This window comes from Curtobacterium sp. MCBA15_005, from assembly GCF_001864855.1.
GTDB lineage: Bacteria > Actinomycetota > Actinomycetes > Actinomycetales > Microbacteriaceae > Curtobacterium > Curtobacterium flaccumfaciens.
The window spans coordinates 80,631-92,343 of the sequence record NZ_MJGL01000023.1 but is presented as its reverse complement, the minus strand read 5'-3'; the positions used below and the strand labels follow the sequence as shown (position 1 = coordinate 92,343).

Annotated in this window: 10 protein-coding genes; 5 read left to right on the top strand and 5 right to left on the bottom strand. The window is 73.0% G+C overall.

The annotated features are described in order from the left end of the window. Nucleotides 1-450: 450 nt before the first annotated feature. Together BIU89_RS11270 and BIU89_RS11265 are read left to right on the top strand one after the other, a co-directional pair. Nucleotides 451-1,017 carry a TIGR03086 family metal-binding protein gene (locus BIU89_RS11270; protein WP_071246600.1) on the top strand — a complete coding sequence of 189 codons (567 nt, stop codon included), beginning with the start codon at nucleotides 451-453 and terminating at the stop codon, nucleotides 1,015-1,017. Further along, nucleotides 1,014-2,003: an aldo/keto reductase gene (locus BIU89_RS11265; protein ID WP_027464628.1), complete on the top strand. Its 990-nt coding sequence runs from the start codon at nucleotides 1,014-1,016 to the stop codon at nucleotides 2,001-2,003. Before BIU89_RS11270 ends, BIU89_RS11265 begins: the two co-directional genes overlap by 4 nt. An 82-nt stretch (nucleotides 2,004-2,085) precedes the next feature. Here BIU89_RS11265 and BIU89_RS11260 read toward each other — a convergent pair whose 3' ends face one another. After that, on the bottom strand, nucleotides 2,086-3,012 hold the full coding sequence (locus BIU89_RS11260; RefSeq protein WP_071246599.1) for an oxygenase MpaB family protein: 927 nt from the start codon (nucleotides 3,010-3,012) through the stop codon (nucleotides 2,086-2,088). A gap of 95 nt (nucleotides 3,013-3,107) precedes the next feature. Here BIU89_RS11260 and BIU89_RS11255 point away from each other — a divergent pair, with 95 nt between their 5' ends. Then, on the top strand, nucleotides 3,108-4,790 hold the full coding sequence (locus tag BIU89_RS11255; RefSeq protein ID WP_071246596.1) for a long-chain-fatty-acid--CoA ligase: 1,683 nt from the start codon (nucleotides 3,108-3,110) through the stop codon (nucleotides 4,788-4,790). A gap of 97 nt (nucleotides 4,791-4,887) precedes the next feature. Here BIU89_RS11255 and BIU89_RS11250 read toward each other — a convergent pair whose 3' ends face one another. From BIU89_RS11250 to BIU89_RS11235, 4 genes are all read right to left on the bottom strand, one after another. Next, nucleotides 4,888-5,895 carry a DMT family transporter gene (locus tag BIU89_RS11250; RefSeq protein ID WP_071246594.1) on the bottom strand — a complete coding sequence of 336 codons (1,008 nt, stop codon included), beginning with the start codon at nucleotides 5,893-5,895 and terminating at the stop codon, nucleotides 4,888-4,890. After that, nucleotides 5,892-7,793 carry an amino acid transporter gene (locus BIU89_RS11245; RefSeq protein ID WP_231495623.1) on the bottom strand — a complete coding sequence of 634 codons (1,902 nt, stop codon included), beginning with the start codon at nucleotides 7,791-7,793 and terminating at the stop codon, nucleotides 5,892-5,894. The genes BIU89_RS11250 and BIU89_RS11245 overlap by 4 nt, the downstream gene beginning before the upstream one ends. A gap of 154 nt (nucleotides 7,794-7,947) precedes the next feature. Then, nucleotides 7,948-8,271: a hypothetical protein gene (locus BIU89_RS11240; protein WP_071246592.1), complete on the bottom strand. Its 324-nt coding sequence runs from the start codon at nucleotides 8,269-8,271 to the stop codon at nucleotides 7,948-7,950. 11 nt (nucleotides 8,272-8,282) lie between these two features. After that, a complete protein-coding gene (locus BIU89_RS11235) occupies nucleotides 8,283-9,683 on the bottom strand; it encodes a PspC domain-containing protein (RefSeq protein WP_175475009.1) in 1,401 nt (466 codons plus the stop codon). Between the two features lie 114 nt (nucleotides 9,684-9,797). On the opposite strand from BIU89_RS11235, the gene BIU89_RS11230 reads away from it, so the two are divergent. Both BIU89_RS11230 and BIU89_RS11225 read left to right on the top strand, forming a co-directional pair. Further along, nucleotides 9,798-11,033, top strand: a complete 1,236-nt coding sequence (locus tag BIU89_RS11230; protein WP_071246588.1) for an ATP-binding protein — start codon at nucleotides 9,798-9,800, stop codon at nucleotides 11,031-11,033. Then, a complete protein-coding gene (locus tag BIU89_RS11225; protein WP_071246586.1) occupies nucleotides 11,030-11,692 on the top strand; it encodes a LuxR C-terminal-related transcriptional regulator in 663 nt (220 codons plus the stop codon). Before BIU89_RS11230 ends, BIU89_RS11225 begins: the two co-directional genes overlap by 4 nt. The last annotated feature ends 21 nt before the right edge of the window (nucleotides 11,693-11,713 follow it).

Here is an 11,713-nt window from a genome sequence, read left to right as displayed (position 1 = left end):
CCAACGCCCACGTCCACGCCCACGCCCACGCCCACGAGCGGGCGAAACACCATGCCGGCCCCCGTGGCGCGCCTGACATTTCGCCCGCTCGCGCAAGGACCCGAGCGCCGGGTGCGAGCGACCCCGGCGGAGATCGGAAGCGCGGCCGAACGGGCGGAATACCCGGGACACGGCGGGGACGAAGTGCGGCATTTCGCCCGCTCGCGCACAGGGGCGCTCGCGCGCAGGGGCTCGCGCGCAGGGGCGCGCGGAGGGGCACCAAGCGCGAGGCAGAGGCAGAGGCAGACGCAGAGGCAGAGCAAGGGCACCAGCGGGGACGAGCGGACGAGCAACGGCCGAGCGCCGCCCCCGCGTAACGTTGGCGCGTACGACAACAGCGCGGGGAATCCACACTCCGGACCCCGAGTTGCACCAAGCGCACCCGCCCGCACGACGAACAGGAGCACCACCATGGCCACCGACTGGATCGCGATGCAGGCCCTCGCGGCAGCCGAGTTCGGCCGCCGCGTCGCCGCCGTCACCGACTGGGACGCCCCGACCCCCGACTCCGAGTGGACCACCCGCGACCTCGTCGCCCACGTCGTCGACGAGCAGCGCTGGATCCCGAAGCTCCTCACCGGGTGCGACTACGCCCAGGCCCAGGCCGACCTCGAGCCGATCGGCGACGACCTGGTGGCCGAGTGGCACCGGTTCGCCACCGCGGCCACCGACGCCTGGCGGAACGCCCCGCAGGACACCCCCGTGCACCTCAGCACCGACGTCGTGCCCGCCGCGCAGTACCTCACCGAGCAGACGAGCGACATCACGATCCACACGTGGGACCTCGCCCGGGCGACCGGCGCCGAGGAGTCCCTGCCCGACGAGCTCGTCCGCGCCGTTTGGGAGTACTTCGAGCCGCAGATCGAGGACCTCGCCGCCACCGGTCTGTACGCACCCCCGGTCGACGTCACCGAGGACTCCCCGCTCCAGGTCCGCCTGCTCGCCGTCACAGGCCGCGATGCCAGAGTGACGGCATGACCACCGACACGAAACGCCTCGGCAACTCGGGGCTCGAGATCAGCAGCGTCGTCCTCGGCATGATGTCGTACGGCGACCCGGACCGGGGCTCGCACGCCTGGAGCGTCGGCATCGACGAGGCCCGCCCGTTCGTCCGCCGCGCGTTCGAGGCCGGCATCACGACCTTCGACACCGCGAACGTCTACTCGGACGGCAGCAGCGAGGAGATCACCGGCACGCTCCTCGCCGAGCTGGCTCCGCGCGAGGACGTCCAGGTCTTCACGAAGGTCTTCAACCGGATGCGTCCCGGCCGGAACGGCGCCGGGCTGTCCCGCGCGGCGATCATGCACGAGATCGACGCCTCCCTGACCCGGCTCGGCACGGACTACGTCGACCTGTACCAGATCCACCGCTTCGACCCGGTGACGCCGATCGAGGAGACCATGGAGGCCCTCCACGACGTCGTGAAGGCCGGCAAGGCGCGCTACATCGGCGCGAGCAGCATGTGGACGTGGCAGTTCGCCGAGATGCAGCACACCGCCGAGCGCCACGGCTGGACGAAGTTCGTGAGCATGCAGGACCAGTACAACCTGCTCGAACGCGAGGAGGAGCGCGAGATGCTCCCCTTCTGCGAGCACACCGGCGTCGGCGTGATCCCGTGGAGCCCCCTCGCCCGCGGCCGCGTCACCCGCCCCTGGGACGCCTCCGGGTCGGGCTCGCGCGCGCAGACCGACGAGTTCGGCAAGACCCTCTACAAGCAGGACGAGGACGCCAACCGCGCGATCGTCGACGCGGTCGAGGCCGTCGCCACGGAGCGCGGCGTCCCGATGGCGCAGGTCGCCCTGGCCTGGGTCGCCGGCAAGCCCGCGGTCTCCGCGCCCATCGTCGGCGCGACGAAGGAGCACCACATCGACGACGCGGTGGCCGCAGCGTCGCTGACGCTCACCGACGACGAGGTCACGCGACTCGAGTCCGCGTACACGCCCCGGGTGCCGTCCGGTTTCTGACGCCCCCACGAGCGGACGGGAGGCACGGTGCCAGCTGGCACCGTGCCTCCCGTCCGTCAGGTGGTCGCGGTGACGGCCGTGGTCAGGCGACCGCGCTGCCGTCAGTGCGCTGCAGGCGCGCGATGCGCCGCCGCGCGGCTCGTTCGGACCCGGTCTGGTCGTCGAGGACCGCACCGATCCCGTCGAGCACGAGCTTCGTGGTGCGGACCACCGGCAGCTCCAGCGGGCCGACGATCGGCGCACGGAGGCCGAGGAGTGAGCGGTGCCGCGGGTCGAGCGTGGACACCGCCCCCTGGAACACGGCGCGGTAGCCGGGTCGCAGCAGGCGGGACAGCGGCGGGTCCTTGATGAACCGGACGACGTCTCGGGTGCGCGAGTCGACCAGGAGTTCGCCGCGGTCGAGGTACCCGTTCATCTGGGCACGGAGCTCCGCCTCGGACTCGGGCGGGTCGACGATGCGCATGAGGCGCCCGGCCTCGGCCCACTCGCGCACGTAGGCGTCCGCGCCTCCGGGGATCGGGCCACCCCAGCGCTGGGCGGCGCGGAGGAACGCGTCGGTGAAGGCGAGGTGTACCCAGCGCGCCAGGTCCGGGTCGTTGGCCGCGTAGGGGCGGGTGGTGCCGTGCGCGTCGACGTACTGCCCACGGACCCGCTCGTGCAGCCGGAGCACCCAGTCGCTGCCGCTGCGGGCGGTCTGCCGGTCGCCGTACGTGACCGTCGCGATCCACCGGCTGGTGCCCGCCAGGCGACCGAACGGGTCCTCGCGGTACCGGGAGTGGTCGGCGACGCCGGCGAGCGCGCCGGGGTGCAGCGCCTGGACGAGCAGTGCCCGCACGCCGGCGACGATGCCGTGGCTCCCGCCGTGCACCGCCCACGTGGCGGAGCCCGGACCGAAGAAGCCCGCGTCGGTGCCGTGTTCCAGGTCGTCCATCCAGGCTTCCGTGCCGGTCGAACCGCCCGTGAACGTATGGTTGAGGCGGGACCGGAAGACGTCGGAGACAGTGGACATGTCGTCATGTTCCGTCCGTCACCTGGGCGTGGGGGTGCCATCGCGCAAAGTGGCCCTCCCAGCGTGCACGGGGGTGGCCCACTAGGTTGGGTCGGGTGAGCATCGACACGCCTCGTCCCTGGCTTGCCTCGTACGCCCCGGGGGTCCCGCACGACATCGAGGAACAGAGTGGTTCCCTGTACGACCTGGTCGAGCAGTCGGCCCGGAAGTTCCCCAGGCAGGTCGCCCTCGAGTTCTTCAAGCGCACCACGAGCTACGCCGACCTCGAGGAGCAGATCCTCCGCGCGGCGAACGGCCTGCGGAAGCTCGGCGTGGGGGCGGGTGACCGCGTCGCCATCGTCCTGCCGAACTGCCCGCAGCACATCGTGGCGTTCTACGCGGTGCTGCGGCTCGGCGCGATCGTGGTCGAGCACAACCCGCTGTACACGCCGCGGGAACTCCGCCACCAGTTCGAGGACCACGGCGCCAAGGTCGCCATCGCGTGGGACAAGTCCGTCGCGACGCTGCAGGACTTCCCGGCCGACGTGCACCTCGACGCGATCGTCTCGGTCGACATCACCCGGGCCATGCCCCGGAGCACCCGGCTCGCCCTGGCGCTGCCGGTCGCGAAGGCCCGCGAGTCCCGCGCGAAGCTGACGGCAAAGGTGCGCGGCACGGTCAAGTGGGACGACCTCGCCGACACCCGCAAGCTGTCGAAGCGGCACCCGCGGCCGGCCACCGACGACGTCGCGCTGATCCAGTACACGTCCGGCACCACCGGGACGCCGAAGGGCGCGGTGCTGAGCCACCGGAACCTGCTGGCGAACGCCGCGCAGGCCCGGGCGTGGGTGCCGCAGATCCGCCGCGGCGACAACGTCGTGTACGCGGTGCTGCCGATGTTCCACGCCTACGGCCTGACGCTCTGCCTGACCTTCGCGATGAGCATGGCCTCGCGGCTCGTGCTCTTCCCCGCGTTCGACCCCGCCCTGGTCCTGACGGCGATCAAGCGCCACCCGCCGACGTTCCTGCCGGCCGTGCCGCCGATCTACGCCCGGCTGCAGCACGCGGCCGACTCGGCGAAGGTGTCGCTCAAGGGCATCGAGATCGGCATCTCCGGTGCCATGCCGCTGTCGCAGGACATCGTCGAACCGTGGGAGGCCCGGACCGACGGCTACCTGGTCGAGGGCTACGGCCTGTCCGAGTGCTCCCCGGTCCTGATGGCCAACCCGGTCTCCCCCGAGCGTCGACTCGGATCGATCGGCCTGCCGCTGTCCTCCACCGAGGCGCGCGTGGTCGACCCCGACGACGACACGAAGGTGCTCGGCATCGACGAGCCCGGCGAACTGCAGGTCCGTGGCCCCCAGGTGTTCCGCGGCTACTGGGGCAAGGCCGAGGCCACCGACGAGGTCTTCACGCCCGACGGCTGGTTCCGCACCGGCGACATCGTGGCCATCGACGCCGACGGGTACGTCCGGATCGTCGACCGCCTCAAGGAACTCATCATCACCGGCGGCTTCAACGTGTCACCGTCCGAGGTCGAGGACACCCTGCTGAAGCACCCCAGCGTCAAGGAGGTCGCGGTCGTCGGCATCACGCAGGGCGGCAACGAGCAGGTCGTCGCCGCGGTCGTGCCGAAGGACCCCGCGACGTTCGACGGGGCCGCGCTCCGGGCCTGGTCGCGCGAGCACCTGGCGGCGTACAAGGTGCCGCGCCGGGTCGTCGTGGTCGAGGACCTGCCGCGCTCGATGATCGGCAAGGTACTGCGGCGGAAGGTGCGGGACCAGATCCTGGACGGCTGACCGGCGGCTCCGGGTCGGCGCCGGTCCGGCTGACGCGCGGGCGCCGCTGCTGGTCAGTGGGCGCGCCGCTGCTGGTCAGCGGGCCCGCCGCCGCTGGTCAGCGGGCCCGCCGCCCGGGCACCGCCAGCACGGACAGCCCGGCCACCACCAGCACGATCCCGGCCCATCCGCCGGTCCCCAGGCGCTCCCCCACCACGAGCACCGCCAGCACCGCGGCCACGACGGGCTCGAGCAGGGACAGCAGCGTCGCGACCGACGCGGTCACCGTCCGGAGCCCGAGCGCGTACAGCGAGTGTCCGATCACCGTCGGCACCAGCGCCAGGTACAGGAACACCGGCCAGTTGTCGGCGTCGGTCAGGAACGGTCCGCCCGCCACCACGGCGAGCACGACGAGCGGCACCGCGGCCACCCCGAACACCGCGCCGACGAGCCCGCGTTCGTTCGGCCCGCGGGCGGCCCGTGCGGCCGCGACCCCGACGTCCCCGCCGACACGCATGCTGTCGGACTCCGCTCGGACGACGGCGATCGGCATCCGGCTCGTCGCGGCGTGCATCCCCCGCGCCACCGCCCACGAGTACAGCGCGTACGTCAGACCGGCGACCAGGGCGCTGCCGACGCCGCCCGCGAGTGACCGCCCGCCGCCGTCGTGCTCGGAGCGCGCGAGGGTGACGACGACCATGCCGACCACGCTCACCAGGGTGGCGAGGAGCCACCGGCGGGTGACGCGTCTGCGGTCGGCGACCCACTCGACCAGGCCGGCGAAGACGGGCGACGACCCGATGGCCAGGGTCGTGCCGAGCGCGACCCCGGCGTCGGCGAGGGCCGCGTAGAACGCGACCGCGTAGACCACGAGCGATGCGGCCCCGAGCAGTGCCCATCCGCGGGTCCGGCGCTGCGTGACGGCACGCAGCGTGCCCCGGCCCGCGGTCGCGGCGAGCACGAGGCCGCCGAGCCCGAAGGTGACCGCACCGAACACGAACGCCGGCACACCGGGCGCGAAGTGCGTCGCGGTCCCGGTGGTGCCCCAGACCGCCGCGGCGACCGCGATCGCCGCCAGGCCGGCGACGGGCCTGGAGGCACGCCCCGCGCCCGGTCCGTGACTCACGAGACGTGGACGCTGGGCCGTCGGTTGACCTCGGGTTCCGCTTCGCGCAGGACCTCGCGCGTGACGGGGGCGACGTCGCCGGCGCCGGTGAACACGAAGCGCAGGGCGTTGCGGATCGGGCTGCCCTCGTTCCACTCGAAGTAGATGCTCGGTACCACCCCGGCGAGGTCCCGGATGGCGAGGAGCGTCGACGCGATGGTGTTCGGGACGTTGCCGGAGCGGACCTTGAGCACGCGGAACCCGTGGATGACGTGGCCTTCGACCACCAGGTCCTCTTCGAAGTCGGAGGAGTCGGCCGGCAGGACCTCGAGGAACATCGTCGGCACGCGGGCCGGGATTCCGGAGTCGCGGCGTTCCTCGCGCCCCTTCGCCCGGTACGCCTCGGCCGTGCCGGCACCGGGCTCGTTCGCGATGATGCAGACCGAACTGAACTGGTCGGCGTCGGCCTCGACGAACTGCCTGGCGGTCGCGTCGAGCTCGATCGACGACGCCCGGAGCTCGAACGAACGCCGCACGCGCGAGATGAGCGACACCACGACGATCGCGATGATGAAGATCGCCGCGATCCGCACGCCGTCGGGCCGCTCGATGACGTTGGCGACCGTGGTGTAGACGAACACGACCGAGATCACACCGAACGCGATGGTGCGCTTGCGCTGCTGCTTGCGGCGCGCGGACAGCGTCACCGCGACCGCTGCGCTCGTGATGAGCACCAGCACGCCGGTGGCGTAGGCGCCACCCTGGGCGTCGACGTCGGCCTGGAAGATGATCGTGATGACGAACGCGATGAGCGTGAAGATGATCACGAGGGGACGCACCGCACGCGCCCACTGCGGTGCCATGCCGTAGCGGGGCAGGAACCGCGGCACCAGGTTGAGGAGCCCCGCCATCGCGCTCGCACCGGCGAACCACAGGATGGCGACGGTCGAGAAGTCGTAGATCGACCCGAACACCCCGCCCATGTACTCGTGCGCCAGGTACGCCAGGGCACGGCCGTTCGCACCGCCGCCCGGCTGGAACTCGCGCTGCGGGATGAGGAACGTCGTCACGATCGACGACGTGATGAGGAACGAGCTCATGATGAGCGCCGCGACGGTCAGCAGTCGCTTGGTGCCGCGGATCCGGCCCTCGGGTCGATCGCTGGTGTCGTCGCTGGCGTCACCGCGGACCTGCGGCATCACCGCGACGCCGGTCTCGAAGCCGGAGAGCCCGAGCGCGAGCTTCGGGAACACGATCAGGGCGATGCCGACCATCACGAGCGGGTTGCTGTGCTGTGCCGTCAGCCCGGACCACCAGTCGCTCGCCACCATCGGGTTCTCGAACACGTGCCAGAGGGCGACGATGATGACGACGGCGTTCAGGGCGAGGAACACCGCGACGAGCCCGACCGCGATGCCGATGGCCTCCTTGAACCCGCGCAGGAACACGATGCCGAGCAGGAGCAGCAGCGCCAGGGTGAGCGGCACCGGGATCTCGGTGAACCAGTGCGGCGTGTACGGGTTCTCGGCGATGTGCGCCGTGGCGTCGGCCGCCGACAGGGTCATCGTGATCATGAAGTCCGTCACGGCGAACCCGAGCAGCACCAGCACGAGGAGCTTGCCCGCCCACCACGGCAGGAGCTTCTCGAGCATCATGATCGACCCGGCGCCCCGGAAGCTGTCGTGGGCGATCCGGCGGTAGACCGGCAGTGCCCCGAACAGCGTGACGAGCACGAGGACGATCGTCGCGATCGGCGACAGCAGACCCGCGGCGAGCGCGGCGATGGCGGGCTGGTACCCGAGGGTGGAGAAGTAGTCGACGCCGGTCAGGCACATGACCCGCCACCACGGGTGGGTCTTCTCGACCTCGACCTGGTGCGGGCCCTGGTGCGAGGCGCCCTGGTCGGCCCCGTGCAGCATCCACCGGCGCAGGCGGGTGCTGCGGTCGAGGGGCTGCTCGGTGGCGTCGCGCTGGGCGGCCCGCTCGGCGTCTGTCGCGGTCACGTGGATGATGCTAAGCCGTCCGGGTGACCCCCGTGCACACCTGGACAGCCCGGTGCACGGAGCGGTCCGACTAGCGCCGTGTGCGGGACAGGGCCGCCACGATCCCCGCCACGACCAGCAGCACACCGGCGGCGATGCAGGCGGCCAACAGCAGGGTCGTGGTGTCCACTGAGAACATCGGCAGCGCACTCACGGCCATCGCTCCGGCGAACACCAGCAGCAGCACGCCCCAGAGGATCGTGCCGAAGCGCGCGCCACCGCGTCGGGGCCGGTAGGCGGGCCCGTCCGGAGCCACCGGGGAGGCCACCGGTGCAGTCGCCGCGTCGTTCGTCGCGCCGTCGTTCGTCGCGCCGTCGTCCGTCGGGTTGTCGTTGGTCGTGCTGTCCGTCGTCATCGTCCCGTTCCTCACTCGCCGACCGTCATCGCCCGCGGCACCTCGACGCCACCGCCGAGGATCCACAGGTGCACCGTCGTCGTCTCGTCCGCGTCGGCCGTGCGTGCCGCACGGTTCTCGAGCGTGGTGGTCCGGAGCACCCCACCGGTGCCGTCGTCGTCGCCCCCGCCGGTGTCGATCCCGTAGCCGACACCGCTCACCTCGACCCGAACCGGCAGGTCGGTCGGCAGCAGCACCTCGGCTCCGCCGGCGCCCAGCCAGAGGCTCACGTCACCCCCGACCGCCGACGGTTCGAGCTCGCGGAGGTCCAGGGTGGGACCGCCCGCCAGCATCGCGAAGTCCCGCTCGGTCCCCGAGGCGGCGCGTTCGACCTGCCACGTGGTGCCGCCGATCAGCGAGACCCGGGTGCCGGCGGGCAGGACCCCGGTGACCACCAGGGCCACCGCGGCGATCGTCGAGAACAATCCGAGCACGTCGTCGTCACGGCCGCGGATCCCCGCGACGATCGTGGCGATCGCCAGCACCGCGAGCGCGGCAGCGATCCCGAGGACCGGGACGGACCACCCGGCCTGCTGCGCCCAGAACGCGACCCCGGCTCCGGCGACGAGCGCGAGTCCGAGGGACACGGCGACGTACGCCGCCCCGGGGCGTCGCTCGGCCCGCTCCGCCCGCCGTTCGGCCGTCCGCTCGCGTTCGGCGCGCAGCCGCTCCTCGTGCTGCCGTCGCCGGTCCTCGGGGCTCACCGGTGCACCCCACTGCCAGGAGGCCCGACCCGCGTCCGGCGCGCCGGTCGCCTCCGCGGTCCACGCGTTCCGGGCCGGGCGCGGCTCCTCGGGGCTGGTCCAGAAGTCGCCCCGCGGTGCGGCGGCCGGGTCGGTGCCGGTGCCGGTGCCGGTGCCCGCTGTCCGATCGCCGTCCACCCCGCGTCGGGCCAGGACCACGATGAGCCACACGATCCCGCCGACGAGCACGATGCTCCACGCGGTGGCGAGGGTCGCCTCGAGCCAGCCGGGCATCCCCCAGGCGTCCGGGACCCCCTGCCACCAGAGGCCCCGGGCCGCGGGCACGAACGTCAGTGCCACGAGCGCGCCGATCGCGATGAGCGCCGGGTCGAGGACCCCGCGGATCATCCGTTCGACGTGGATGCGTCCGGCGGTGTCGGGCAGCAGCGCCCAACCGACGGCGTAGGCGAGGAAGACCGGTCCGCCCAGCAGTGCGACGACGATCGTCACGCCGCGGACCACGAGCGGGTCGAGCCCGGTGCGGCGGGCGACGGCACCGCACACGCCGGCGAGCCAGCGGTCGTCGGTGCGCGCGATGCCGAGGCCGCGGACCCAGTCGAAGAACCGGGTCGTCGAGTCGGCGCTGCCGGCGGCGGTGCCGGGAGCGGAGTCGTGCTGGTGATCGGTCATGGCCACCAGCATCCCGGCAGTGCTGCGCTGACACCATCGGGGTTCCCCCTGACCGGTCCCTGATCGCGGCCCCGGACCCTGCAGGGACCGCCGTCCGGGTGCCAGGATTGCCCCATGGCCACCGCGACGATGACGCGCCCGACCCCCAGGGTCGTCGGCGGGGTCTGCAGCGGGTTCGCGGCGCACACCGGGCTGCCGGTCGGGGCCGTCCGGCTCGCCACCGCGGTCCTGGTGGTCTGCGGCGGCGCCGGGCTGCTGCTCTACGCCTGGCTCTGGGCGACCGTGCCGAGCGCAGCCGCCGGGGCAGCCGTCGGAAGCGCACCGCTCAAGTCCGTGCTGACCGCTGCCGCCGACGTCGACCAGGACGAGCCCACCGCGTCCGCCCGGCATGCCCCGGTCGTCGAGATCCTGCTCGGCGTCGCCCTGCTCGCCGCCGCCGGCGCGGTGGTCGCAGCGCGGATGGGCGCGACGGTCCCCCTCGAGGTCGTCGTGCCCGGCGTCGTGGTCGTCACCGGCGCCGCACTCGCCTGGCGGCAGTTCGACGCGCTCCGCAACGTCCGCACGGCCGGGTCCTCCGCCTTGGTCGTCCGGGCGCTCGGGGCCCTGGTGCTCGTCGTGCTCGGCATCCTGCTGTTCTTCACGACGAGCAGCCGCCCCAACGTCTGGACCGTGCTCACCGCCGCGGTCGCCGTCCTGGTCGGGGTCGCCGTCGTGGTCGCCCCGTGGGTGGTCCGGCTCGTCCGCGACCTCGCCGAGGAACGCGCCGCCCGCGTCCGCGACCTCGAACGGGCCGAGTTCGCGGCGCACCTGCACGACTCGGTGCTGCAGACCCTCGCCCTCATCCAGCAGAAGGCCGAGCCGGGTTCGGACGCGGCACGGTTGGCGCGGGCGCAGGAGCGCGAGCTGCGGTCCTGGCTCTTCACCGAGCAGGCGGAACCGGCACGCGACCTCGGCACGCAGCTGCGGGACGCTGCCGTGGACATCGAGGCCGAGTACCCCGCCCGCATCGAGGTCATCGCGGTCGGACCCGCCCGCAGCGACCTGCCGGACGGGCTCGTCGCCGCCGCCCGCGAGGCGATGCTCAACGCCGCCCGGCACGCCGGTGGGACCGTGAGCGTGTACGCCGAGACCGCCGGTGAGCGGGTCGAGCTCAGCATCCGCGACCGCGGCCCGGGCTTCGACGTCGACTCCGTGCCCGCGGGCCGGTACGGCGTCCGCGAGTCGATCATCGGCCGGATGCAGCGCCTCGGCGGCCACGCGACGATCGCGCCGGGGCCGGGCCGTACCGGCACCGAGGTCCGGCTGACCCTGCCGCTCGCACCCGCCACCCACGACGAGGAGCACGCATGACCGAGCCCGCCCCGTTGACGGTCGCGATCGTCGACGACCACTCCATCTTCCGAGCCGGCGTGCGCGCCGGGCTGCCACCGGGCCTCCAGGTCGTGGGTGAGGCGGCGACCGTCGACGAAGCCGTGACGCTCGTCGCGGCCACGCGCCCGCGCGTCGTCCTGCTCGACGTGCACCTGCCGGGCGGCGCCGGCGGCGGCGGTGCCGAGGTCATCACGCGGTCCGCACCCGGGAACCCGGACACCCGGTTCCTCGCGCTGAGCGTGTCGGACGCCGCCGACGACGTGGTGCGGGTCATCCGGGCCGGCGCCCGCGGGTACATCACGAAGAGCTCGTCGAGTGCCGAGGTCGCCGAGGCCGTGGCCCGCGTGGCGGACGGTGACGCGGTGTTCTCGCCGCGCCTGGCCGGCTTCGTGCTCGACGCCTTCGGGGCGGTCAGCGGCGAGACGGCGCAGCACGACGCCGAGCTGGACCGCCTGTCCGCCCGCGAGCAGGAGGTCATGCGGCTCATCGCGCGCGGGTACGCCTACAAGGAGGTCGCGACGGAGCTGTTCATCTCGGTGAAGACCGTCGAGACACACGTGTCGAAGGTCCTGCGGAAGCTCCAGCTGTCGAACCGGCACGAGCTGACCGCGTGGGCGCTGCAGCGCAAGCTGCTCTGAGCGTCCACGCCGGCCGGACCG

Coding starts and splice junctions, on each gene's coding strand:
- BIU89_RS11235 (WP_175475009.1), bottom strand. CDS start 9,683: ATGACCGATCACCAGCACGACTCCGCTCCCGGCACCGCCGCCGGCAGC.
- BIU89_RS11240 (WP_071246592.1), bottom strand. CDS start 8,271: ATGACGACGGACAGCACGACCAACGACAACCCGACGGACGACGGCGCG.
- BIU89_RS11265 (WP_027464628.1), top strand. CDS start 1,014: ATGACCACCGACACGAAACGCCTCGGCAACTCGGGGCTCGAGATCAGC.
- BIU89_RS11270 (WP_071246600.1), top strand. CDS start 451: ATGGCCACCGACTGGATCGCGATGCAGGCCCTCGCGGCAGCCGAGTTC.
- BIU89_RS11230 (WP_071246588.1), top strand. CDS start 9,798: ATGGCCACCGCGACGATGACGCGCCCGACCCCCAGGGTCGTCGGCGGG.
- BIU89_RS11225 (WP_071246586.1), top strand. CDS start 11,030: ATGACCGAGCCCGCCCCGTTGACGGTCGCGATCGTCGACGACCACTCC.
- BIU89_RS11260 (WP_071246599.1), bottom strand. CDS start 3,012: ATGTCCACTGTCTCCGACGTCTTCCGGTCCCGCCTCAACCATACGTTC.
- BIU89_RS11245 (WP_231495623.1), bottom strand. CDS start 7,793: ATGCTGCACGGGGCCGACCAGGGCGCCTCGCACCAGGGCCCGCACCAG.